This window comes from Streptomyces sp. CA-106110 (assembly GCF_050936285.1).
GTDB lineage: Bacteria > Actinomycetota > Actinomycetes > Streptomycetales > Streptomycetaceae > Streptomyces.
This window is the reverse complement of record NZ_JBNJNB010000001.1, coordinates 1,259,801-1,282,985: the sequence shown is the minus strand read 5'-3', so window position 1 is coordinate 1,282,985 and position 23,185 is coordinate 1,259,801. Positions and strand designations below refer to the sequence as shown.

17 protein-coding genes, 2 pseudogenes and 1 CRISPR repeat array are annotated in these 23,185 nt (G+C 68.0%); of the genes and pseudogenes, 5 read left to right on the top strand and 14 right to left on the bottom strand.

What is annotated here, in order from left to right; translation table 11 throughout:
• Nucleotides 1-38: 38 nt before the first annotated feature.
• The 4 genes from ACQEXA_RS06040 to ACQEXA_RS06025 all read right to left on the bottom strand — a co-directional run bounded on the left by ACQEXA_RS06040 (nt 39) and on the right by ACQEXA_RS06025 (nt 4,809).
• Nucleotides 39-1,241 (bottom strand): S53 family peptidase, encoded by a 1,203-nt coding sequence (locus ACQEXA_RS06040; RefSeq protein WP_432936445.1) that lies wholly within the window; start codon nt 1,239-1,241, stop codon nt 39-41.
• 352 nt (nt 1,242-1,593) lie between these two features.
• Nucleotides 1,594-2,349 (bottom strand): hypothetical protein, encoded by a 756-nt coding sequence (locus ACQEXA_RS06035; protein ID WP_432936447.1) that lies wholly within the window; start codon nt 2,347-2,349, stop codon nt 1,594-1,596.
• Between the two features lie 377 nt (nt 2,350-2,726).
• Nucleotides 2,727-3,009: a CRISPR direct-repeat array (repeat unit 29 nt; unit sequence CTGCTCCCCGCACCCGCGGGGATGGTCCC).
• Nucleotides 3,010-3,088: 79 nt separating this feature from the next.
• The gene (locus ACQEXA_RS06030) at nt 3,089-4,165 is read right to left on the bottom strand and encodes a transposase (RefSeq protein WP_432936449.1); all 1,077 of its coding nucleotides are present in this window, start codon (nt 4,163-4,165) and stop codon (nt 3,089-3,091) included.
• Entirely contained in the window at nt 4,138-4,809 is a 672-nt protein-coding gene (locus tag ACQEXA_RS06025) for a hypothetical protein (protein ID WP_432936452.1), read from the bottom strand. Before ACQEXA_RS06025 ends, ACQEXA_RS06030 begins: the two co-directional genes overlap by 28 nt.
• Nucleotides 4,810-5,612: 803 nt before the next feature.
• Here ACQEXA_RS06025 and ACQEXA_RS06020 point away from each other — a divergent pair.
• Together ACQEXA_RS06020 and ACQEXA_RS06015 are read left to right on the top strand one after the other, a co-directional pair.
• On the top strand, nt 5,613-7,181 hold the full coding sequence (locus ACQEXA_RS06020; protein WP_433128905.1) for a DUF7405 family protein: 1,569 nt from the start codon (nt 5,613-5,615) through the stop codon (nt 7,179-7,181).
• A 598-nt stretch (nt 7,182-7,779) separates the two neighbouring features.
• A complete protein-coding gene (locus ACQEXA_RS06015; RefSeq protein ID WP_432936461.1) occupies nt 7,780-8,547 on the top strand; it encodes a pirin family protein in 768 nt (255 codons plus the stop codon).
• A gap of 82 nt (nt 8,548-8,629) precedes the next feature.
• On the opposite strand, the gene ACQEXA_RS06010 is transcribed toward ACQEXA_RS06015, so the two are convergent.
• The 4 genes and pseudogenes from ACQEXA_RS06010 to ACQEXA_RS05995 form a co-directional block, all read right to left on the bottom strand.
• Nucleotides 8,630-9,031: a tautomerase family protein gene (locus ACQEXA_RS06010; protein ID WP_433128903.1), complete on the bottom strand. Its 402-nt coding sequence runs from the start codon at nt 9,029-9,031 to the stop codon at nt 8,630-8,632.
• A 29-nt stretch (nt 9,032-9,060) separates the two neighbouring features.
• Nucleotides 9,061-9,513, bottom strand: a pseudogene (locus tag ACQEXA_RS06005) (SDR family oxidoreductase); the annotation flags it as partial.
• Between the two features lie 67 nt (nt 9,514-9,580).
• Nucleotides 9,581-10,834 carry an IS256 family transposase gene (locus ACQEXA_RS06000; protein ID WP_432939878.1) on the bottom strand — a complete coding sequence of 418 codons (1,254 nt, stop codon included), beginning with the start codon at nt 10,832-10,834 and terminating at the stop codon, nt 9,581-9,583.
• 229 nt (nt 10,835-11,063) lie between these two features.
• Entirely contained in the window at nt 11,064-12,740 is a 1,677-nt protein-coding gene (locus ACQEXA_RS05995) for an IS4 family transposase (protein ID WP_433128901.1), read from the bottom strand.
• 525 nt (nt 12,741-13,265) lie between these two features.
• Here ACQEXA_RS05995 and ACQEXA_RS05990 point away from each other — a divergent pair.
• Nucleotides 13,266-15,092 carry a reverse transcriptase domain-containing protein gene (locus tag ACQEXA_RS05990; protein ID WP_433128899.1) on the top strand — a complete coding sequence of 609 codons (1,827 nt, stop codon included), beginning with the start codon at nt 13,266-13,268 and terminating at the stop codon, nt 15,090-15,092.
• Nucleotides 15,093-15,287: 195 nt separating this feature from the next.
• Here ACQEXA_RS05990 and ACQEXA_RS05985 read toward each other — a convergent pair.
• The 5 genes and pseudogenes from ACQEXA_RS05985 to ACQEXA_RS05965 form a co-directional block, all read right to left on the bottom strand.
• Nucleotides 15,288-15,584: pseudogene (locus ACQEXA_RS05985) on the bottom strand (SDR family NAD(P)-dependent oxidoreductase); the annotation flags it as partial.
• A gap of 52 nt (nt 15,585-15,636) precedes the next feature.
• The gene (mdlC, locus tag ACQEXA_RS05980; protein WP_433128897.1) at nt 15,637-17,115 is read right to left on the bottom strand and encodes a benzoylformate decarboxylase; all 1,479 of its coding nucleotides are present in this window, start codon (nt 17,113-17,115) and stop codon (nt 15,637-15,639) included.
• Nucleotides 17,116-17,185: 70 nt separating this feature from the next.
• The gene (locus ACQEXA_RS05975; protein ID WP_433128895.1) at nt 17,186-18,406 is read right to left on the bottom strand and encodes an RNA-guided endonuclease InsQ/TnpB family protein; all 1,221 of its coding nucleotides are present in this window, start codon (nt 18,404-18,406) and stop codon (nt 17,186-17,188) included.
• 10 nt (nt 18,407-18,416) lie between these two features.
• Complete coding sequence (locus ACQEXA_RS05970; RefSeq protein WP_433128893.1) at nt 18,417-18,713, bottom strand: hypothetical protein; 297 nt, start codon at nt 18,711-18,713, stop codon at nt 18,417-18,419.
• A 291-nt stretch (nt 18,714-19,004) separates the two neighbouring features.
• Entirely contained in the window at nt 19,005-20,165 is a 1,161-nt protein-coding gene (locus tag ACQEXA_RS05965; RefSeq protein WP_433128891.1) for an alpha-hydroxy-acid oxidizing protein, read from the bottom strand.
• A gap of 109 nt (nt 20,166-20,274) precedes the next feature.
• Here ACQEXA_RS05965 and ACQEXA_RS05960 point away from each other — a divergent pair, with 109 nt between their 5' ends.
• Complete coding sequence (locus ACQEXA_RS05960) at nt 20,275-21,309, top strand: Lrp/AsnC family transcriptional regulator (RefSeq protein WP_432936479.1); 1,035 nt, start codon at nt 20,275-20,277, stop codon at nt 21,307-21,309.
• 114 nt (nt 21,310-21,423) lie between these two features.
• Here the strand turns inward: ACQEXA_RS05960 and ACQEXA_RS05955 are convergent, their stop codons facing one another.
• Nucleotides 21,424-21,864 carry a hypothetical protein gene (locus ACQEXA_RS05955; RefSeq protein ID WP_432936482.1) on the bottom strand — a complete coding sequence of 147 codons (441 nt, stop codon included), beginning with the start codon at nt 21,862-21,864 and terminating at the stop codon, nt 21,424-21,426.
• 554 nt (nt 21,865-22,418) lie between these two features.
• Here ACQEXA_RS05955 and ACQEXA_RS05950 point away from each other — a divergent pair.
• The gene (locus ACQEXA_RS05950) at nt 22,419-23,147 is read left to right on the top strand and encodes a DUF1684 domain-containing protein (protein ID WP_433128889.1); all 729 of its coding nucleotides are present in this window, start codon (nt 22,419-22,421) and stop codon (nt 23,145-23,147) included.
• Nucleotides 23,148-23,185 lie beyond the last annotated feature (38 nt).

Below are 23,185 nucleotides of genomic sequence, written 5' to 3'. Positions count from 1 at the left end.
CCCGTTGCGGCCGTGTCAGCCGGCGGTGGTGCGGTGGATCAGAAGGCGCCGACGCCGTTGGGAGTGCCGAGGCCGGTCGGGCCGTCCCAGCCGGCGCGGGCGTTGCACCACTGGGTGGTGGTGCAGGAGCCGTTGCTGCCGGAGGTCACGTCCCACAGCGCGGAGGAGTGGGTGTAGGGGTAGTTGTTGTCGATCGAGGCGGTGTTGCCGGCCAGGGCGTAGACCGAGCCGATGATCGGGGCGGAGACGCTGGTGCCGCCGAAAACCAGCCAGCCCGACAGGCCCTGGTAGGCGGTGCTGTCGTAGACCGCGACACCGGTGGCGGGGTCGGCGACCGCCGAGACGTCCGCGACGGCCCGGTTGGCGCAGCCGGTGTTGAAGGACGCGGCGCCGCTGAGGGCGGTGTTGTAGGCGGAGCAGCCGCTGCCGGCGCCGCTCCAAGCGGTCTCGGTCCAGCCGCGGGAGTTGGAGGCGCTCACCAGGTGGGTGCCGCCGACCGCGGTCACGTAGTGCGAGTCGGCCGGGTAACTGGCGCCGTAGCCGTTGTCACCCGTGCTCGCAGTCACGGCGATGCCGGGGTGGTTGTAGTACGAGCCGTAGGTGGCGTCAGAGGCGTCACCGCCACCGTAGCTGTTGCTGATGGCCACCACGCCGGGGGTCACGGCGGCGCGGTTCACCGCGGCGCCGAGGTTGGCGAAGGAGTTGGACTTCGCCTCGACCAGCAGGATGTGGCAGTTGGGGCAGATGGCGGAGACCATGTCGAGGTCGAGGGAGATCTCCTGGGCCCAGCCGCCGTTGGTACGCGGGTAGCTGGTGCCGCCGTTCTGGTCGATCTTCTTGAAACAGCCGTTGGCAGTGGTGCATGCCGGCAGCCCGAACTGGGACCGGTAGACGGCCAGGTCGGCCTCGGCGGTCGGGTCGTCGTAGGCGTCGACGATCGCCACCGTGCGGCCCGACCCTGCGGTTGCCGAGGGCAGGTTGTAGGCGGACTGGAGGCTGGAGGGCCCGTAGCCGGAGGGGGTGGCGTTGGGCGTCACGCCCTTGGCCGTGGAGACGACGTCCGTTCGGACTATCGCCTGGCAGGCGGCAAAGCCGACCTTGGCGGTGGCGCAGGAGTGCGCGGTCGCCGGGGCGGGATGGGCCGCGGCGTGCGAGGCTCCGGCAGCCGGGCCGAGGACCACGAGCGGGATCGCCGCCAGGGCCGCGGTTGCGAAACTGGCAAGCCGTGCGCGCAGGTGCATGTGACTCTCCTCGTGGGTGGAGATCAACGTTGCGCGCAAGCCTGACGCCAAATGTAAAAGGCATGTACATGCCGCGTAGTTAAAATTTTTATCATATTGGGAAAGGCTGGTCCGCACAGTGCCGGGATCCGGTAGGCGACCCACGGGCGGGTCGTCGGACGGGAACCGGCCGTAGGGGCGCCCCCGCTGTGCAGTTTGCGGTGAGAATTGAGTCGGCTGGAGCGCGGTACTGACGTTGCCGCCAGCCCGTTTCTCCAGGCCGCTCGCCGAATAGTGAGACCTAAATGCCTCTCAGGGTCGGTGGGATGTCCGGTCCGGTGGTGCGGCCGCGCACCACCGGACCGGTCCCGAGTCAGCCGGTGGCTGCCGCCTTCAGCTTCTCGACCTGCTTGACCATCAGCAGCTGCGGAACCGCAGGCACCTTGGCGGCCTTCAAGTCGAAGCTCGCAAAGACGGCCATGGACGAGCCGATACGGATGTCGACCAGGCGTATCGTGAGGGCGTGGCCCTGGACGTCGCCCGTCGCGTCCAAGGTGACGGCGTCGTCGCCCAGCGCGGGACCCGACTGGACGGCGAGCCGCACCCGGGTGAGGCTCCCGTCGTCCGGGCTCTTGCTCTTGTAGGTGGCGCAGGACTTCACAGCCACCTTGAGGGCGGTCATGGCCTTCTCGGCGTCGCCCGCCGGGTAAGAGACGAGACGGCTGAAGATCATCGCTGATGCCTTCGCAGGCTGCGGATAGTCCTGGTCCACCGCGGCGGACGGCCTGATGGCCGCGTCGTTGGCCGCGATGTCGGCGATGGGCTGACAACTGGCGGGCATTGTGGTCTCGGACTTACCGAACATGTCCTCACCCTTGTCGGGCTTGGACGCCTTGAAGCCGGCCGGTACCTCCGCACTGGTCAGCAGGGCCTGCTGCAGCGCAGCCTTGGTCAGCGTGTGGTCGACAGGTGACGCAGAAGCCGGCGCCGAGGCGGCGGGGGCCGGAGTGGAGGCGGCGGGGGAGGCAGCAGCACCGCCAGTCGCCGTGCCGCTGCTGGAGCAGCCCGAGACGGCCAGCGCCAGGCCGGCAACCAGCGCGGCACCGGCAAGACGGGTGGTACGGGACATGAACCATCCTCTGTTGTGGGTAAATGAGGAGCGGTCAGATTAGTACGCCGTTCGGATGCCCCGGGAGGGGGCCGGTCAGAACCGCACGTGCAGCCGTGGAAGTAGGTGCCCTGCCCGCACGGCTGTGGCTACGTCGGCCAGCCGGAGATCCGGCCGAGCCTCCTTTACGGGCTCTTCGCAGTTGAGGGTGGCCGGGCTGTGCACGTGGCTGACGGTCGGCGCTCACTCAGCTTTCCTCGTCGCGTTCCTCCTCGTCCCCATGCCGACGGCGCACCGCTCGGCGCCGTGGTGATGGCGTCCTGCAGCCCGCCACTCTGCTCCCAGCACACCCGCGGGGATGGTCCCGCTCTCGGCCGGCCGGAGCTGGGTTGATGCAACTGCTCCCCGCACCAGCGGGGATGGTCCCGACCTCGGCAAGTACCGGGAGAAGCTCAGCGCCTGCTCCCCGCACCCGCGGGGATGGTCCCGTCCCACCCCTTGCCCTTCAGCCTCTCGACCTCTGCTCCCCCTCTGCTCCCCGCACCCGCGGGGATGGTCCCCGCGTGACGAACGCCCCCGCTGCTGTCCATCCTGCTCCCCGCGCCCGCGGGGATGGTCCCGCGACGAACTACGGCAAGCAGGCGTGGCGCTACTGCTCCCCGCACCCGCGGGGATGGCGGTCAGGACAGGAATCCTGCCACCGTGACCCGCGTGAAAACCCTGGTTCGGGCTGCTGATCAGGCCGTTTGTCTGCCTGCCGTCAGGCTGCTTGCTGGTACTCGTTGATGAGGCCGCCGAGTAGTTGAGTGCGGCGGACGCGGCCTCCGAAGGGGATGACAGGTGCCGTCTGGCCGGTCTCCGAGGCTTGGGGAGATCGTTGGTGGAGGGATTGGTGGGGGCGGTGCCGGTTGTAGTGGTCGGTGTAGGTGTTTAGGACGGTGCGCAGGTGCCGTTCGTTCATGATGAGTAGGCGGTCGGTGCACTCGCGGCGGACGGTGCCGACCCAGCGTTCCGCGAAGGCGTTTTCCTTCGGCGATCTCGGCGGGGAAAGTAGCACCTGCACGCCCGCGTCGGCGAGCACGGCGTCGAAGGCGTCGGAGAACTTCCCGTCCCGGTCGCGTAGGAAGAACCGGAACCGGTCCACCCGGTCTTCGAGGTCCATCATCAAGTTCCTCACCTGCTGGGTCACCCAGTCCTGGTTCGGGTGCGCGCTGATGCCGAGGACGTGCACTCGGCGCGTTGCGACTTCCATGACGAACAGCACGTACAGCCGCCGGCAGAACGCGGTATCCACATGGAAGAAGTCGCAGGCCAGCAGTCCGGAAGCCTGGGCGCGTAGGAAGGAGGCCCAGGCGTCGTGAGCCCGCTGGGGCGCGGGCGGAATGTTGCCCTGACGCAGTACTGACCGGACGGTGGCGGCGCAGACCGTGATGCCCAACCGGGCCAGCTCTCCCTGCACTCTGCGGTGTCCCCACAGCGGATTCTCCCGCGCGAGACGCAGGATCAGCTCCCGCGTCTCCTCCGATATCGGCGGCCGACCGGGGCTCGTGTGGGGGTAGGTCCACTTGCCGGCGATCAGCTCTCGGTGCCAGCGCAGCAGCGTCGCTGGGGTGACGAAGAAGCTACTCCAGCTCTGTCTGGGCAGCAGACGCGACAGGGCCGCCAGCAGGACCCGGTCGGCTGGTTCCAACTTCGGTTTATCGAGCTGGCGTTGGAGCACAGCGAGCTGGTGCCGCAGCACCAGCAGTTCGGCGTCCTTGGCAGCGTTGCCCAGCAGCCGCAGGCCCGCCAACTCCAGCGACCTGCGCGTCAGCAGATAGATCCATGACCACCGCATGGATCTCGATCATGCCCCGGTCTACCACCGTCCCGCAGCGAAACGTCCTGATCAGGGGCCCGAACTCGGGTTTTCACGCGGGACACCGTGTCCACGTGGAAGACGTCGACGGCGAGGATACCCGTGGCCTGGGCCTTGAGGAACCGGGTCCAGGAGCGGCTGGTCCGCTGGGGCGCCGGGTCGACCCCGGCGTGCTGCAAGATCTCCCAAACGGTGGAGGCGGCGACCTTCCAGCCCAGGTTCAGCAGTTCGCCATGGATACGGCGATACCCCCATCCGTCGTTTTCGCGGGCCAGGCGCAGCACCAGAGCGCGCAGTGCCTCGGGTTTGCCCGGGCGGCCCGGGCCTCGGTGCGGATAGGTCCACTTCTTCGCGACCAGCCTCGCATGCCAGCGCAGCACGGTACGTGGAGTGACCAGCAGCTTCAGCGCTGAACGGTGACGTTTACTCAGGAGTCGGATCAGGGCTGCGAACACGGCGCGGTCCCCGCGGGTGAAGGCGGGCTTGGAGCTGCTGCGCTGCAGGACGGCCAGCTGCTGCCGGAGTACAAGTATCTCGACATCCTTGGCCGCAGAGGAGCGGGCCAGCAGACGCAGCCAGCCGAGCAGGAGGCAGCCGAATCGGTAGGCCAGACGGAACGTCACGATTCCCAAGCGTGCGCCGACGGGCTCACGAGCGCTTTCGATGTGATCACACCGTGACCCTCAAATCGCAGCTCAGCGTGGGAGACAGGGTTGTCGGCACCTACAGGCGCAGAACCGCGACCTGGTGCCGAAGCACGACAATCTCGATCTCCTTCGCACGGTCACCGCGCCCAAACAACACCACGAGTTGGAGGAACCGACAGACCAAGAGGTACAGCACAGACCAAGACACAAGCAACGACGATGCCCTCTACCTCACCTTGCCCCGGCTACGGAGCCACAGGCCACGGTCCCTGAACCCGGTTTCCACACCCCACAGGCGTCGTCTGGGCTTTTCTCATGCAACCCATCTGACCCCCCCTGTCAAGCCTTCCGCATCTTGGGGAACCTCAGGTAGCTGGCAACCACCGCACCAGATTGGTGCTGGCTTCAATGGCCCAGGCCGCGTGTTGGCTTCAATGGCCCAGGCCGCGTGTGGTTATATCGCGACGGCGAAGGTGATGACGATGGAAACCAGTCAGCACACCCCCGTCATCGGCTATCTGGCGGCACGTGGGCAAGGCCGTATCGGCGCTGCGAACCCCGCATCGCGAGCAGACCTTTATGTGGGAGACGTGGTAGCGGGCTAATCGGGCGACGGTCCTCAGCGGCGGCGCACTCACCTACCCTCACCTTCTATTTCAACCCCTGACCCCTCCGATGCGCATGAGTGGCAAGAAGGTCAATCGCAGTCATTCGAGCAGGATAGACCTTCGATGCCGGGTGATGGCGGACATCTACTCCACAGTTGGGGAATACGTTTCATGGCAGATAGCAACGAAAATGCGCGTGCGGGTCGACCACGCGGGAACTTGGGTAGGCGGCGCCTTCTTCAGGGAACAGCGGGCACCTTCGGTGCCGCTCTAGCATCCGCCGGCATCTATGAGCTGATCGACAGCATTGCAAAACCACCGGACCGGCCCGCTGCTGCCCCGGACAGCACGCCCGTCCAGGAACAATATATCCTGCAGAACGAGCAGGTGGTCATGGTCGATGACTCCGGCGTGAAGAGCAGCAATGGCACGATTGCGGTCCGGGTGCCGGCCCTGCACGATCATGTCATTACCGCACGGCTGAATGTGCCGGCGAATGCCAAGGCGTTGCAGGAGGCGCAGCACCACCTCGAGTCCGCCCTCCTGGGTCTGGAACGCCAATTTCCGCCCACTCCCACAGGAGTGGCCACCACGGTAGCCTGGGGACTTCCCTACTTCCACCACTACATCCCAACCTTGGGCAAGACGTCGGGCTTCTTCAAGGCGGGAACACGTTACCCAGCCTATCTGCCGGTCGATTTGGCGACCTCCAAGACGGAGGACCGTACCGTATATGCGCTGCAGGAGGCCAGGACGTTCCCCAGCGACCAGCCCCCGCCTGGCTTCGGGCCAGTCCGCTTGGAACAGAATGACGTGGCCGTGCTACTCCGCAGTGACTCGCTCGACAATATCAAGGCAGCCCAAAACGCCCTCTTCGGGACTAGAGGAAACCAGGCGGGCAGCCTGTTCAAGGTGACGAGTATCCGCCAGGGCTTCTCCGGGGGTGGCTTCTACGGGCAACAGGGCTTGCCGAGCAAGCTGGCGCTGGCAGTTAATATCCCCGGTGCACAGTCGATCCCTCGACAGGCGCAGGGCTTCCTCGGCTTCGCCACCACCCTGGACTCGAATATGGGACCCGGCAACATCGCCAGTCTGGAGACCCTTCCTGGCCTCACCGATCAGTGGCCCAACGGTTACTTCAAACAGGGCACCACCATGCATCTCTCGCACCTGTTTCAAGATCTGGTGACCTGGTACGAACAAAACTTCCCTCAGTACACGGATCGCGTACAGGCGATGCTCCAGCCCGGCCTTTCGCCCGCGCCCGCGCCGGGTACGCTGGCCCTCCAACCGCCGGGTCAAAGTGTGGCCGAAGTGGCGCAAGGGGTCCAGCGGTACCACGCCTACGGCCACACTGGAAGCATGTCGCAGGTGGACAGCACCACATCACCGACGACCAGCAATTACGGGAAGGCCTACCCCACGGGGACGACCATCCCCGTGCGCGGCGATTTCGACACGCTGGACAATCCATTCCACTACACATCCGATCCGACGGCAGACCACTACAGCAAGAAGCCAGCGGCCGGGTTGCACTTCATTCAGTTCCAGCCGACGATTGCAATCTTCAATCTCGTACGGCTCTCGATGGACGGCCACTATCCCGATATGACACTCCCTATCGCATCGCGCAGCCCCCACGCCGGCATCAACTCGGTCCTGCACACGACCCACCGGCAGAACTATCTGGTTCCACCACGTCGCCATCGCTCCTTCCCGCTCGCCGAGTTCCTTGTCTGACACGAGCCGCGCGCCGCCGCCCGCAGGGCTGTCGCAAGGCTAACCGTCGTGGCGCGGGCCACCGTGGGCTCAAATCCCACACCCACCGCGCAGCACGACGGCCCCTGATCAGCCAAGTCGGTCAGGGGCCGTTCTCTTTTGCTCTCTCCATCAGTCACCACGGTTCCCCGTCAGTCCCCGGTCGGTCGGGCACGCGAGGGGCATGTTATCCGCGGGGTTTGGGGACTTGCCTCCATCCGTCGATCGACGTTCCGCCGGACTCGGGCCAGCACCCTGACGCGGCCCCAACACCGGGCCTACCTGGCGCGTGTTCCTGTGCGCCCGGGCCTCCGGCCTACTCGCAGCCGACTTCTTCCACGTCGATACCGCGGGCTTGACCAGGCTCTACGCCTTCGCCGTCATGGAGGCCGGCACCCGCACCGTGCACATCCTCGGCGTGACCGCCCACCCAACAGCGGCCTGAGCCACCCAGCTCGCCAGAAACCGCCGCAGCCAACTGACCGACCTGGCCCGTCACGAGGAAGGTGTGCGTCTGTCGGGCAGACGCACACCTTCCTCCGGCCGCTTCCGGCGCCCCTCGGCTCGACAGGACAAACCCGTGGGCGCCACACTCGCTCCGCTCATCGATGTCCGCCAGTCCGACGACCGGTCGGAGACCAACCCGACGTGGCTTCGCGGCAGGCACTCGTTCTGGGTCGGCGGCCGGCCCTACGATCGGGCCGACACCCGGCACGGCTTGCTGCTGGTCCACAACGAGGACACCATCCAGCCGGACACCGGCTTCGACACCCATCCCCACCGGGACATGGAGATCGTCACGTGGGTGCTGGAGGGAGCGCTGGTACATCAGGATTCGGCCGGCAACTCCGGAATCATCCATCCGGGGCTCGCCCGGCGAATGAGCGCCGGCACCGGCATCCTGCACTCGGAGAAGAACGACTCCTGGCGTCTCGGCCGAGAACGCCACACGAAGCCGGTGCACCTGATCCAGATGTGGGTGGTGCCCGACGAGACGGGCGTGACGCCCGGATACGAACAACTGGAAATGCACAACGACGTGTTGTCCGGCAGCCTGGTGACGGTCGCTTCGGGCATGACCCGGCATGACGGCGATGCCGCCATCCGCGTCCGGAACCGTCACGCGGCGCTGCACGCGGCCCGGCTGACGCCCGGTCGGCTGGTGGAGCTGCCCGAGGCTCCCTATCTGCACCTGTTCGTCACCCGCGGCTCGGCCGAACCCGAAGGCATCGGCACGCTGGCCGCGGGTGACGCGGTCCGCTTCACCGCGAGCGGCGGCCAGCGGATCAGTGCCTCCGCGCCCGCTGAGATTCTCGTCTGGGAGATGCACGCGGACCTCGCGACCTGACCTTGCGAGGAAGGGCAGCGGCTGGCACCGGCCCGCGCGGACCGGCGCAGCACGGCGGATGGTGCGCGAACGCACGCGCCGTTCAGCCCCCGGTACGGCGCAACCACTCTGCTTCCTCACCTGGTTCGGGCAGCACGTGCCCACCCTCGACGGCGGACCGGGCAGGACCGTCCTGCAGCACCACTATGGTCCGGCTCTCGTCCACGCCGGAGATCCGGGCGATCGCCGAGGACAGCTCCAGGGCCAGTCGGGTCGCCTCCTCCTGCGGATGACCCCGCCGCACCCAGCCGGTGAGCAGCAGCGGTGTCGCCGGCTGCCCGCCCGCGAAGACACTGGCCGTGGGCAGCTCGGAGAAGACCACGTTGACGTAGGCCCGTGGAACGTGGTTGATGTTCACGTGGATCCGGGTGATCTCGGCTGCCAGCTGGGCCTTCACCTCGCTGGTCAGCGATCCCCGGGCCGTGTTGCAGGTGTAGATGGGCATGATGACTCCTCAACTGCCAGGGAGTTACCTCAGAAACCTCTGCGCACGCCCCCGTCGATCGAGAGCATCACACCCGTGAGGTACGAGGCGGCGGGCGACAGCAGGAAGGCGGCGCTGCGGCCGAACTCGTCCGGGGTGCCGTAGCGGCGCAGGGGAACGTCGGCGGTGGCGCGCTCGCGGGCGGCGTCGGCGTCGCCGGTCCGTGCGTTAAGTTCGTGTACCCGGTCGGTTTCGATGTGGGCGGGCACGAGGCCGACGACGCGGATGCCCCTCGGACCCAGCTCGTTCGCGAGGTTCTTGGCATAACCGGCCAGGCCCGGCCGCAGGGCGTTGGAGATCGCGAGGTCGGGGATCGGCTCGTACACGGAGCTGGACAGGACGAAGCCGATGGCGCCTCCCTCGCCCAGCTCCGCCGCCACGGCGCGGGAGAGCCGCACCGCGCCGAGGAAGACCGACTCGAAGGCGGCGCGCCACTGGTCGTCGCCGATGGTGTCCGACGTACCCGTCGGCGGCGAGTAATTGTCAAGAGTTGTGGATCAGCGGGGTTACTCAGGCTGCAGTGACTTCGTGGCGTTCGACGAGGTGACCGTTGTTGAAGCGGGCGCCGTTGCGGACGAGGGCGACAAGGTGGGGTGCGGTGATCGCGCGCCAGCGGGCCTGGGCGGACTCGACGAGTTTGAACACCATCGCCAGGGCCGCGCCCGGGCTGCCAGCCCCGCGGGTGACTTTGGTCCTCAACTTCACGGTGCTGAATGTGCTCTCGATGGGATTTGTCGTGCGCAGGTGCACCCAGTGCTCGGCGGGGAAGTCGTAGAACGCAAGGAGCTCGTCGGCCTCGTCGGTGACCTTCTTGGCCGCTTTCGGCCACTTCGCTCCGTAGGCGCGCTCGAAGTCCTTGATCGCCTTCTCGGCGTGGTCGCGGTCCTCGGCGTTGTAGATCTCCTGCAGGGCCTTCTTCGCGCCGGGCCGAGCCGACTTCGGTAGCGCGTTCATGACATTGCGGACTTTGTGAACCCAACACCTCTGGTGCCTGGCCCGCGGAAACACCTCTGCCAGGGCCCTCCACAGGCCCATCGCGCCGTCACCGACCACGAGTTCGGGATCGCGCATGCCGCGTCGGCGGCAGTCACGCAGCAGATCCGCCCACGACTCGGTCGATTCACGCAGCCCCTCGGCCAGCGCGATGAGTTCCTTGCGGCCGTCGGGTCGCACGCCCATGAGGACCAGCACGCAGGAGTGGGCCTGGCCGAGGCGGACCTTGGGGTGGACGCCGTCGGCCCACACGTAGACGTAGTCGGAATCCGACAGGTCGCGGGCCTGGAAGGCAGTGTGGTCGTCGGTCCACTGCTTCGTCAGCCGGGTCACCGTCGCCGGCGAGAGGCCGGCCGAGGAACCCAGGAACTGCTCCATCGCGGGCACGAAATCCCCGGAGGACAGCCCGTGGAGGTAGAGCAGGGGCAGGACCTCGCTGATCTTCGGGGACTTGCGGCACCACGGCGCGAGAATCTTCGACGAGAACCGCTTGCGCTCACCGGTCTCCACGTCGACGCGCTTGTCGTTCACGCGGGGCGCCTTCACCGCGACCGGCCCGGCGGCGGTGGTCACCGTCCGTTCGCGATGATGGCCGTTGCGGACCACCGGACGGCGGCCGACCTCGTCCCGCTCACCGGCCAACTCGGCTATGTACTGGTTGACTTCGGCCTCCAAGGCCGCGGCGAGCATCCGCCGGGCGCCCTCGCGGACGATGTCGTCCATCAGGGATCCGGTCTCGGTGGTGCCGTCGTTGTTGACTACGCTGAGCACGGGCGTGGTGCGCCGTTTCACTCGGCGCTGGATCGTTCCTTCAGGGAACACGGGGTTCGGAAGGAGGCTCACCTCGTGGGTCGCCCGCCTCACCTGAACGCGAAAGCGCGAGGGGACAACAGCATGGCGGGAAAGCGCGGGACGCAGTGAAGGCGTCGAAGGCGTGGCCGTGCAAGACCCAAGGCCGGGAAGTTAAGGGTCTTGTGGTTGGCGTCGAGGCCCGTCGCGGTCAGCAGGCGAGGGTGTAGGTGGCGGGTCCGGTCTTGTGGATCACGCCGCGGTGAGCCCACTGGGACATCTGGACGCGGAAGCTGTTGATGTTCGTGACGCCGAGGATGCGGGCGACATCGCGGGCGTGCCAGGGCTCGCCGGGGCGGCTGGCAAGCACGGCGAGGGCGAGTGTCATCCGGCCGCCCGGGTCCGCCGAATCGTGTTCTTCGGAGGTGCCGTCGGTAGGTGAACTCTCCATGATTTCATGCCCGTTGTTCTCCTCGGTCGATGGTGGGACGGTGCTGGGCGGCGCGAGCGGGGTACTGGTGCGGTCGTGGATGGTGATCTCGATGGCGGTCACCGGGGTGCCGGCCTGGGGGCGGGCCTGGCCCTTGAAGGTGTGGTAGCGCGAGATCGGTGACTTGACCTTGCGGGCGCTGATGCGCAGGCGGCGGGCGGGCAGCAGGTTGTCCAGGACCGCGGCGCCGATCGTGCCGACCGGCTGGGGGTGCTCGGGGGCGATCCCGGCCGCGAGGATGACCTGGGTCCGCGCGGCCTGCAGGGCGGTGATGAAGCCGGCGCGGTCGGGGTCGATACCGGGGTGGGACTCCACGGCGTCGACCATGACGGTACGAAGCGCCTGGTAGAGGGCGAGGGCGGCCCACAGTTCCTGCTCGATGCCGAACCGGTCGCCCGAGCGCAGGACCCGGCCTGCCATGAGCGTGGAGCGCAGGGCGAAGAACGCCGATTCGATCTCCCACCTTTCGGCATAGATCCTGGTCAGACGCTCGGCGGGGTCGGCTACGGGGTCCAGCAGGGTGGTGGCCAGGCGGTAGCGCCCGCCGACGTGGGTGCCGTCCGCCAGGACGCAGACGATGTCGGCCTCGATGACGCGCACCGTCAGCTCCCCGAATCGGGAAAGGTAGGAGCCGTCGGACAGGGCCCGGAGCAGGGGCGGTCGGCGGGTGGACTTGCAGCGGGCCAGGAACTGGGCGCCGGTGGCGGCGGCCTCGGCCAGGAAGGTGTTGCTGTCGAAGCCCCGGTCGATCAGCAGCAGGTGGTCACGGCCCAGCAGCGGCAGCAGGCGCTTGGCGTAGCTGGTCTCGCCGGCGCTGCTGGGGCCGAGGCAGGCGCCGAGCAGGCCGCGAGTGCCGGTCTCCACCAGCGCCATCAGCATGAGGGTGGGGTAGCCGGCCCAGGCGAGCCGATAACGGATCTTGCCGAGCCAGCCCCGGGCCCGCTCGCTGTCCGGGGTCTTGATCGAGGAGCAGCCGTCGAAGGCGACGGTGCGAAGGTGCCGGTAGCGGACGCCGGGTGTGGTGGGCTGGGCCAGCGGTCCGGCCAGGGTCTCGAACAGGAGCTTGAGCGGGGCGGGGGTGAGGCGGCGGCGCAGGTGCCGCAGCGCGGTGGTCGACACCTGCGGGAGCGGCAGGTTGCCAAGGGCGGCGGTGAGTTGACGCCAGACGCCCTGGTAGCCGTGGTCGGGGAACAGGGCCAGGGCGAGCATGTAGTACACGCCGACGCGCGAGGGCAGCGCGCGCAGCCGCTGCTGGGTCCGTCCGGTCTCCTCCAGCACGGCGTCGACCAGCTCGAAGGGGATGACCTGTGTCAACTCGCCCAGATGGCCCGGGGCGTAGACCCCAGCGGCGACCGTGCTGGAACGAGTGAGGGTGATGGTGGCACACTGGCCGGGCAACGGGACCTCTGCTCTGGATCTCGGACTGTCTTGCGAGGACGTCCCAAGATCTACCAGCGGTCCCGTTCCGCATGTAGCCCCAGGTCAGCACACATCAGCCCCCGCCTGGACAGTGCCCCGGCCAGCCTTAACTTCCCGGCCTTGGTGCAAGACCCGTGCGATATGGCGAAGGCCAAACTGCTTGAAGCCCAAGTCTCCAGAGATGCAAGTGGTCATTCTCCGACACGACGCCTGATGTCGGAGCCGCCGGTAACAAGGCTTTCGAGGCGCCTGGCCCCAATCCTTCCGGTCGGCGGACAGCGGGCAGTGAGCCCGCCCAAGGGGACGGACCGGGCCGCCTACGTCGCACTCGATACGTCCAGCGCAAGGGGAATGCGGGATCGCCTACGGGACGAGAGTCCTACGGCGACGGAGGGTCCGTAGTAGTCGCCGGATTCACGGCCGGCCGGGGAGGACGGGAAAGCCGTCCGCAGGGCGAAGGGACCCAGGTGTCAGCTGATCGCTCACGTTGGCGAGGTATGCGAAATGCAGAGCGCCGAAGCCGTACTGGGGATCATTCGCGAACGCGGCCGAAGGGGGCTGCCTCTGGAACGTCTCTACCGGCACTTGTTCAACCCGGAGTTGTACCTGCTGGCCTACGGGCGGATCTACCGCAATGCCGGTGCGATGACGCCCGGCAGCACGAAGGAGACAGCGGACGGGATGCGCCTGAGCAAGATCCAGGCGATCACCGAGGCTCTCCGGCAGGAGCGCTACCGCTGGACCCCCGTGCGGCGCGTCTACATCGAGAAGAAGGGACAGCCGAAGAAGAAGCGCCCGCTCGGGCTGCCGACATGGTCGGACAAACTGCTGCAAGAAGTGATCCGGCTCCTGCTGGAGGCGTACTACGAGCCGCAGTTCTCCGATCGCTCCCACGGGTTCCGGCCCGGACGGGGCTGTCACACCGCCCTGCAGAGCATCAGCCCCGGTTGGCGGGGCACCACGTGGTTCATCGAAGGCGACATCACCGACTGTTTCGGATCGCTCGACCACTCGATCATGAGGTCGATCCTGGCTGAGAAGATCCGCGACAACCGGTTCCTGCGTCTGATCGACGGACTGCTCCAGGCCGGGTACTTGGAAGACTGGCGCTACCACACAACGCTCAGCGGCTGTCCGCAAGGCGGCGTGGTCTCACCCGTCATGTCCAATACCTACCTGGACCGGCTTGACAAGTACTGTGAGTCGAACCTGCTGCCCGCCCACAACCGTGGAACCCAGCGCCGGTTCAACCGGCCCTACATGCGGTTACGTGACGCCGCCCGCCACCAGGAGAAGATCGGGAACCGCGACCAGGCAAAGGCGCTGTGGCAACAGATGCAGCGCCTACCCTCGCGCGACCCGCTCAACCCGGGGTTCCGGCGGCTTCGCTACTGCCGCTACGCCGACGACTGGCTACTGGGGTTCACCGGTCCCAAGCGGGAGGCCGAGGAGATGAAGGCCGACATCGGCAAGTTCCTGCGCGACGAACTGAAGCTGGAACTCTCCCCGAGCAAGACCTTGATCACCCACGGGCGGACTCGTCCCGCGCGGTTCCTCGGCTACGAGATCACGGTCTACCACGCCGACAACAAGCACTCCCAGCACGGCTGGCGCAGCATCAACGCGCAGATCGGGCTCAAAGTGCCTGTGCATGTCGCGCGAGACAAGGCCAGGCCCTACCTGCAACGCGGCAAACCGATCCACCGGACCGAGCGCATGACCGACAGTGACTTCTCGATCATCGCCCAGTACCAGGCGGAGTACCGGGACGTCGTGAACTACTACCAGCTGGCAGTCAACCGGCACTCGTTCGAATGGTTGAAGTACGTCATGCAGCGCTCGCTGACCAAGACGCTCGCGCACAAGTTCCGCATCAGCGTCCCCGAGGTCTACAAGCGCTACCGTGCCGTCCTCGCCACCGACCGAGGTCCCCGCGCGGGACTTCAGGTCGTCATCGAACGGGACGACGGGAAGAAACCGCTGGTGGCCCAATGGGGAGGGATCTCCCTGGCCCGCAGGACCATGGTCCGGGCCCTTGACGATCAACCCCCGAAGGTCTGGAGCAACCAACGGTCCGAACTGGTGCAACGACTCCTCGCCGAGACCTGCGAGCTCTGCGGGTCGCAGCAGGACGTCGAGGTCCACCATGTCCGACACCTGAAGGACCTCCAGAAGAAGGGACGGGCCCCGAAGCCCGCATGGGCCGAGCGGATGGCCAGCCGCCGCCGCAAGACCCTGATCGTCTGCCGCAGCTGTCACCACGCCATCCACGCCGGACGGCCTACCCGACAGCAACCGCGGACTGCGGCACTGGAGAGCCGGGTGCGGTGACAAGCCGCACGCCCGGTTCGGGAAGGGGCCGTCGGAAAAGGGCCTGGTCACAGGCACCTCGCTGGCGGCCTACTTCACCCTTCCCAACCCGCGGTGCAACGCGGGTCTACTCGGTGACCATCAATCGATCACTCGGGAAGGTACGCCCTCCGCGTTTCGCGAAGCAGACCTCCCGAGGCCGATCCACAGGTCTTGAGCATTGCTCATCGGCGGCCCGCCGACGCTGATGAGTACTCCGTCCAGGCGCTTGAAGGCATCCTGTGCCGCGGCGATCAGCCTTTCCGGAGTGTCTGTGTCGGCGTTGTCGGCCACAACGCCGACCGCCTGTCCCGGGCCGCCGAGTTCGGCATGTGCGGCGGCGACCGACTTCTCGCTGCGGCCGCTGACGACGACCCGCGCACCGTCCGCCACCAGCTCGCGCGCGGCGGCCAAGCCCAGCCCGCGGGTGCCGCCGGTGACTATGTACACCCGGTCCTTCAGTCCGAAGTCCATGATTGTTGTCCTCTCTCCGCTGTTCTCTACTTGACTGTGCGAGCCGTGCGGGCTATAACATCGCCTTCTGGAGCTGCGTGGCGACCACGATGACGGTGGTGGTGCCGGCGGTCAGGGCCGCCTTGAACTCCCGCTCCAGGTCCTCGGTGGTCTCCACGTCGACCGCGCGGCATCCGAATCCGCGGGCCACGGAGGCGATGTCGAGCCCTGGCAGATCCAGCCCGGGTACGCCCGGGGTCTCCTCGAGTACCGCGAAGGACTTGAGGATGGAGTACTCCTGGTTGTGCATGACGACGTACACGATCGGGAGGTTGTGCTGGGCCGCCGTGTAGATGGCCTGCACGGAGTACTGGAAGGAGCCGTCGCCGATCAGGCCGACCACCGGCCGTTCGACGCCCCTGTCCCGGTGGCCGAGCGCGACGCCCACGGCGGCCGGGGTGCCCCAGCCGATGCCTCCGCTGGCCGTGGCGAAGAACGATCCGGTCCGGGTGGTGGGGAGCCACTCGATCTGCTGCGCCATCGTGGAGGTCGATTCGTTGACGATGACCGCGTCGGCCGGCCGGACTCTGCTCAGCGTGGCGTACACCTCCGGCGGGGTGAGCGGGCTGTTCGGCGTCTGCGGCAGCTCACGGGGCCGGGGCATAGGTTCTGGAGCGGTCCGCGCCGATCCCTCGGCGACCATGTCCAGGAGCAGCTCGATCGCCGTCCTGGGGTCGCCCAGGAGGCTGTCACCCACGCGCGCCGCAGCGGCGACCGCCGGGTTGCCGGTGATCTGGAGGAGGTCGGTGCCTTCGGGGAGGTAGTCGCCGGGCACGTAGGGGTAGTAGCGGAACACCTCGGCGCCGATCACGACGACCAGGTCGTGCCCGGTCAGCCGGTCGCTGATGGTCTTCACCGACATGCCGAGCGGGCCGCCGAAGAGGGGGTGGTCCTCGGGGAAGGAGGCGCGGTCCAGCAGCGGGGCGCCGTAGACGGAAGCGCGCAACTTCTCCGCCAGAGCGACGGCCGCGTCCCAGCTGCCGGCGCGGTCCACCTCCGGCCCGAAGATCAGGACGGGTCGACGGCTTGCGGAGATGCGGTCGGCGAAGGCGCGCAGCCGCGCGGTGTCGGGGGCGACGCGGTCGCTGACCGTCCGTACCCGGGGGAAGCCGGACAGGGGCCGCTTCCAGTCGTCCATGGGAATCGACAAGTAGACGGGTCCCGTCGGCGGCTGCAGCGCCTCCGCGTAGGCCCGCATGAAAGCCTCGGGGACGTCTTCGGCGCGGGCCGGTTCGTAGGACCACTTCACCCACGGCTTCGGGAGGGTGGTGGCCTCGCGGTTGCCGAGGTACGGGTCTCCGATGACCAGTTCCCGGTGCTGCTGGCCGGAGGTGAGGATGAGGGGCGTGTTTCCGTGGTAGGCCGCCACCAGGTTGCCCACGGCGTTGCCCATCCCGGCCGAGGAGTGCAGGTTCACCAGTGCGGGGCGGCCGGTGACCTGGGCGAAGGTGTCGGCCATCGCGATGACGGACGCCTCCTGCAGCGCCAGCACATAGTTGAAGGCTCCCCTCCCTGAAGGGAGGGGATTCTCCACCCTCCAGGGTTGAGCGGGGATGTACGGCTCAGGCTGCCACCGGAGCCAGCGGCTCAGGTGGTCTTACGCCCTCGACACCGTCCGGGTTCCAACCTGCCCGGACCAGCATCACGCGGGCGGAGTTCTTGTCCCTGGGGGACACGGCTGCGCACACGGTGCAGGCATACGTTCTCATCGAGAGAGGGAGTGCGTGCTTGGTTCTCGCCCCGCACGTTGCGCAGTCCATCGTGGTGTGCGCCGGGTGCACCAGACGGACGTCCCGTGCGTGCTTGCGCCCCATCCCGACCAGGGCACGCTTCGTCGCCGCGATGGCCGCGTCGGCCGCCTTGCGGGCCATGGTGGTCTTCGCGAGGAACTTCGGGCGAAAGTCCTCCACCGCCACCCCGTCATGATCGCGCATGACGGCCTTGGCCCACTTGCGGCCGGTGTCCTCCCGCTGCCGCGCGACCTTCCTGTGCAGCTTCGCTGCCTGTGCCTGCGCCTTCCGGTAGCCGGTGGATGCACGCTGTCCTTTCGGTCGCCGGCGCCGGGCCATCATCCGCTGGTACTTCGCGAGCCGCTGAGCGGACCGCTTGCCGTGTTCGGCATGCGGAAGGTCGTAGGCGTCATCCGTGGTGGTCGCGGTCTCCTTCACACCCCAGTCCACGCCCAGGACGTGGCCGGTCTCCACAAGCGGCTCGACCTGGGCCGGGGCGACGAAGGAGGCGTACCAATGCCCGAGCGTGTCCTGGTACACGCGCACACTCGACGGGTCGGCCGGAAGAGCCCGCGACCACACCACGCTCAGCACGATCTGGCCCGCAAGGTGCAGACGACCGTCCTTCAGACGGAAACCGCGCCGGGTGTAGTTCAGGCTCGGCCTGGCCTCACGCTTGCGCTTGAAGCGGGGCATCCCCGCCCGGCGGTGCTGCGCAAGCCCGTCCTTGATGTCCTTCAGCGCCTTCGCCCTCGACCTGGCGAACTCCCGGATCACCTGCTGCTGCGGCACGCTCGCGCCCTCAGCCAGCCACGCTGTCACCCCGCGGGCGTCGGTCAGCATCCTGTCCAGCTGCGCCGGACCACACGTCAACTTCTCGCCGCCCGCTCTGCTCTGCGCGTGGGCCTGCCGGGACTTGGCCACGCATTCGTTCCAGATCCAGCGGCAGCGATCCCACTCGGCTTCGAGTGCGCGCCGGGCTGTCTTCGACAGGCGTACACGGAAGGTGTACCGGGCATGCCCGGTGTCCTTCGTGGTCGCTTCTGTCGTCATGCATCCGAACCTACCTGGGAGGACTGACAGTTGAGAGTTCTTGACCGTTGTGGGCGGCATCACGGCCGTGCGGGGTGGACGCCGGATCGCCCTGACGGCGATCCGGCTGTCCCTGCCCTGCTCCGCAGGAGTCCGATTCCTCCCCGGCCTGAAGGCCGGGGCATCCTCGGAGAAAGCCGGTGAAGTCCTCAGGGAACTCCTGCAGGAACGGCTGCTCAGTGGAGCCGGGATTACCGAAGACCGTGGTGAGGTTCAGAGCCCGCAGCAGGTCGTAGGTCACGCTGCGGACGGTGGATTGCTCAGCCATGGTTGCTACCGACTTTCTTGTTGGTGCAGGGCTTCGGGTTCGGCGGATCTGGTAGAGGGGCGAGCGCTTCTTGGCGAAGGCTCGAATGCCTTCCCGGGCGTCGTGCGGGTGGCCAGAACCGGTACGCCAGTCCGATCGTGTTGGACAAAAAGGTCGCTGTAACGAAATGTCGCCCGTTCGGTGGCGGACCTGTTTGAGGGCCTGGTCCGATCTGCGGAGGTGGTGGACCATGGCCAACCGCTCGGTGAACGAGGCTCCGCCGCCGCGTCCGCCCCGGCTGGTCGGTGGCTGTCAGGTGAGGCGGCGGAGGGCGTCGGGGGTGAGGTCGGCGAGGGTGGGGTAGCCGTCGACGGCCATGATCAGATCGGCTTCGGCGAGCAGGGACCGCAGGAGGTGGACGAGGCCGGCTTCGCCGCCGTGGGCGAGGGCGTAGGCGTAGGGGCGTCCGACGCCTACGGCGGTGGCACCCAGGGCGAGGGCCTTGATGACGTCGGCTCCCGTGCGCACCCCGGAGTCGAACACGACGGGTGTGCTGTCGGCGGCCTGGAGCACGCCGGGCAGGGCGTCGAGTGCGGGCAGGCCGCCGTTTGCTTGGCGCCTGCCGTGGTTGGAGCAGTAGATGCCGTCCACGCCGCCGTCCTTGGCGCGGCGGACGTCGTCGGGGTGGCAGATGCCCTTCAGGATCAGCGGCAGGTCGGTGATCGAGCGCAGCCAGGACAGGTCGTCCCAGGTCAGCGGGTTGCCGAAGACCTTCACCCACTCGGCGACCGCGGCGGCCGGGTCGTCCTCGGGGCTGCGGGCGAGGCGGGCGCGGAAGACGGGGTCGCTGGTGTAGTTGGCCAGGCAGTTGCCGCGCAGCTGGGGGAAGTTGCTGATGGCGAGATCGCGGGGGCGCCAGCCGGTGATCCAGGTGTCCAGGGTGACCACGATGCCCTTGAACCCGGCCGTCTCGGCACGGTGGACCAGGCTCTCGGCCAGCTCCCGGTCGGTGGGCGTGTAGAGCTGGAAGAAGCCCAGCGTGTCACCGAACTCGGCGGCGACCCCCTCCAGCGGATCGACGGTCAGGGTGGAGGCGACCATCGGCACTGCGGTGCGGGCGGCGGCGCGGGCGGTGGCGAGATCGCCGTGGCCGTCCTGGGCGCACAGGCCGATCACGCCGATTGGGGCCATGAACAGCGGCGAGGGCAGGTGCATCCCGAACAGGTCCACGGACAGGTCCCGCTCGGTGGCTCCGACCATCATGCGTGGGGTGAGGCCCCAGCGGCCGAGCGCGGTGACGTTGGCCCGCTGGGTGTGCTCGTCGCCGGATCCGGCCATGACGTAGGAGCGCATCGAGGCGGGCATCGCGGCCTGGGCCAGCGGCTCCAGCTCGTCGTAGGTCATCGGCAAGCGCGGCACTACCCCGCGCAGTCCGTCGAGGTAGATCTCGTCCTGATAATCGCCGTACGCCATGGGTCCGGCCCTCCTTCGCGCTCGCCAGGTGCGGGCCCCTGAAGTCCACAATGGGAGAGTGACGTACGAAAGCCGCCAAACGCAGGATTCTGGCTCACGAGTAGGGAACATGCAGGATGATGCACCAGCGCTGCTGACAGAGGACGACCTCACGCTGATCAACGCCCTGCAGTTGCAGCCACGGGCCTCATGGACCGAACTCGGGCGCGCCCTGGAGGTCGACCCGGTCACCGTCGCCCGTCGCTTCGGCCGCCTCGCCGACCAGGGCGCCGCCTGGGTGGGATTCTCACCCGGCCCACGCCTGTTCGAGCAGATCTGCGTGGGCTTCGTCGTGATCGACTGCGCTCCGGGAGCCACCGCCGGGGTCGCCCGGGCACTGAGCGCCGACCCTCACATGCTCACGATCGAGCGCGCAGCCGCCGGCCACGACATCCTCGCCATCGTCGCCACCCGCGACCTGCCAGCCCTCTCCCAATACACCCTGGACCTGCTCCCGCACCTTCCCGGCATCACCGCCGTGGAGGCGCGGATCGTCACCCACATGTTCACCGAGGGCGGCCGGTGGCGCATCGCCGCCCTGGACCCGGGCCAGCGCGCCCAGCTGACCGGCCCGCCCCCGGCTCAGACCCCTGTCGCCCCGGGCGAGTTCACCCCTTTCGACCGCGCCCTCGTCAGCCGGCTCGCCCACGACGGCCGCGCCCCCTACCAGGCCCTCGCCGACGATCTCGGTGTCAGCCTCAACACCGCCAAACGCCGCATCGAACATCTCGTCCGGCGCGGCCTGCTGCGGTTCCGCTGCGACTTCGCCCGCCCCCTCGGGGGCTGGCCCGTCTCGGTCACCGTCTGGGCCAAGGTCCCAGCCGCCGACCTCCCCGAGATCGGCCACGCCCTCATCCGCCTGCCCGAGACCCGCAACTGCGCCGCCGTCAGCGGCCCGCACAACCTCATCCTCCAGGCCAGCCTGCACTCCGTCAGCGACGTCCTGCGCCTGGAGACCCAGCTCGCCACCGCCCACCCGAGCCTCGACATCGTCGACCGCGTGATCACCCTGCGCCAGGACAAGCTGCTCGGGCGTCTGCTGGACCCGTACGGCCGCTCCGTCGGCATCGTCCCGCCCGACCTCTGGGCGGAGCCGGCGATGTGACGTGCACGGTGCCCCAGGGCGCCGGTTCCTCTATGTTCCTCAGTGCCACTAGGGACAAGGCCCAACGGCGCATGGCAGCGCGGCGGACCGCGCGCTCCATACCCGTCGCCCCGCTCAGGCGAAGTGCCGGATGCGAGCGGACGTTGCCGGAGCGTAGGGCGGCCAGTCGTGCACCGATCCGGTCGTGATGAACTCGGCGACGGCGGTCGCGAAGGTTTGTTCCAGGACAACCTGCTCGGATATCGGCGGCCGCCCGGTCCGTGCGGGTTTCTGCCGCCACTTCCAGCGGATCAGGCGTCGGTGCCAGGACAGCAGTGTGCCGGGGGTGACCAGGCGGTGTCGGCGGAGCCTGCCGGGCAGGTGCCGAGCGAGAGCGGCGAGGACCGCACGCTCCGGCCAGGTCAGCCGCGGTCGGACACCGAGCTGCCGGCGCAGCACCGCATTCTCATGGCGCAGCGCGAGCAGCTCTACGTCCCTCGCCCGGTCGGCACAGGAGAGGCGCAGGATCAGTCCGAGGAGTCGAATGAAGATCAGGTAGAGCATGCGCAACGCCATGCAGTCCGACCCTGTCAGGACTGCCGACCCTCGCAAAGTTCCTGGTCAGCAGCGATACGTGAGTTTCGGCACCCTACAGGGGTTGTGGATCCGTGGGTGGACCTTCCCGGGCTTGGCGAGGGGGCAACAGATCGGCCGCGTGGTGGATGTCACATAACACGAAGGAGGCGGCCGGGTGGATCAAGGCCGCGCGCCGGTCGCCGGGTCGGGTTTCGGCACCGGCGTGGATCTGCTTGGTCTCGACCGATCACGCTGAGCCTGCCGAACACGGCAGAGGTCGGCCGTCGACGCCGGACAGCGCGGCCGCGCGACGGCGAAGAACGAGCGGAAGGCGCGGGAAAGCAGGAGGTTCAACCGCCGGCAACGGCGGCAGGACGCCGGAGGCGAGGCGTCAGCGCGGAGCCGGTCCTGACCGTTCCCTCCAGAAGGCCGTCTCAACATGTGTACGCCCTATTTGACATTAGGTTCCCTTATGGAAGATAAAGAACATGCTTGGGCCATGTTTTCGCGCAGCGTGACGATCGCGGCGTGAGGCCGCCGATCCCTCTACGCGAATGAGTCCGACCGTGTCCCACCTCACCAGCGACGGCCCCGTCGGCCGCTGGCACGCGTGGCGTGCCGAGCGTCATCGCGCCCTCACCTCGCCGACCGGGAACCTCGCCCTGGCTGAGACCCGCTGGCTCCCGGCCGGTAAGCGCCCGGACTCCGAGAAGGCCCGCGTCGGTCAACCGGACACTGTGACGGTCACCACGCTCCAGCGGACCGACCTCGTCACCGGGGAGCCCGAGCACGGCCTGCGCTTGTGGGACGCCGATTCACCCGCCATCCACCGTTTCGATCGGGTCGACACGTTCCCCTACGACCCGGCCTGGGTCCTCCCCGCCACGTACATCCCCGTGCCCGGTGCCCGCCGGGTTGCCTTCGAGCACCTGCGGGACAACGGCGGCACCCGAGAGCTTGTCGTCCCCGGCGACATCACCCTCAGCGTCGACGGCCGCGACTACACCCTCAGCGCCTTCGACGACGACGGCACCCTCCTGCTCGTCTTCGGTGACCCCACCAACGGCGTCACCACCTACGGGGCCGGCCGTTTCCTCTTCGTGCAGCGCACGCAGGACGAGCACCGTGTCCTGCTCGACTTCAACCGCGCCTTCGTGCCGCCCTGCGGTTTCTCCGATCAGTACAACTGTCCGATGCCGCCGCGGCAGAACCGCTTCCACCTGCCCATCGAGGCCGGCGAGAAGCTTCCCGTCTTCCGCGACGGCTTCCCCGCGCAGCACTGACCGCCGACAGCCTCCCCGCACCGCAGCACGAAAGCGCC

Excerpts from the sequence above, each read along its gene's own strand:
- ACQEXA_RS06040 (WP_432936445.1), bottom strand. The coding sequence starts at position 1,241 with ATGCACCTGCGCGCACGGCTTGCCAGTTTCGCAACCGCGGCCCTGGCG.
- ACQEXA_RS06035 (WP_432936447.1), bottom strand. The coding sequence starts at position 2,349 with ATGTCCCGTACCACCCGTCTTGCCGGTGCCGCGCTGGTTGCCGGCCTG.
- ACQEXA_RS06030 (WP_432936449.1), bottom strand. The coding sequence starts at position 4,165 with ATGCGGTGGTCATGGATCTATCTGCTGACGCGCAGGTCGCTGGAGTTG.
- ACQEXA_RS06020 (WP_433128905.1), top strand. The coding sequence starts at position 5,613 with ATGGCAGATAGCAACGAAAATGCGCGTGCGGGTCGACCACGCGGGAAC.
- ACQEXA_RS06010 (WP_433128903.1), bottom strand. The coding sequence starts at position 9,031 with ATGCCCATCTACACCTGCAACACGGCCCGGGGATCGCTGACCAGCGAG.
- ACQEXA_RS05990 (WP_433128899.1), top strand. The coding sequence starts at position 13,266 with ATGCAGAGCGCCGAAGCCGTACTGGGGATCATTCGCGAACGCGGCCGA.
- ACQEXA_RS05975 (WP_433128895.1), bottom strand. The coding sequence starts at position 18,406 with ATGACGACAGAAGCGACCACGAAGGACACCGGGCATGCCCGGTACACC.
- ACQEXA_RS05970 (WP_433128893.1), bottom strand. The coding sequence starts at position 18,713 with ATGGCTGAGCAATCCACCGTCCGCAGCGTGACCTACGACCTGCTGCGG.
- ACQEXA_RS05965 (WP_433128891.1), bottom strand. The coding sequence starts at position 20,165 with ATGGCGTACGGCGATTATCAGGACGAGATCTACCTCGACGGACTGCGC.
- ACQEXA_RS05960 (WP_432936479.1), top strand. The coding sequence starts at position 20,275 with ATGCAGGATGATGCACCAGCGCTGCTGACAGAGGACGACCTCACGCTG.
- ACQEXA_RS05955 (WP_432936482.1), bottom strand. The coding sequence starts at position 21,864 with ATGGCGTTGCGCATGCTCTACCTGATCTTCATTCGACTCCTCGGACTG.
- ACQEXA_RS05950 (WP_433128889.1), top strand. The coding sequence starts at position 22,419 with ATGAGTCCGACCGTGTCCCACCTCACCAGCGACGGCCCCGTCGGCCGC.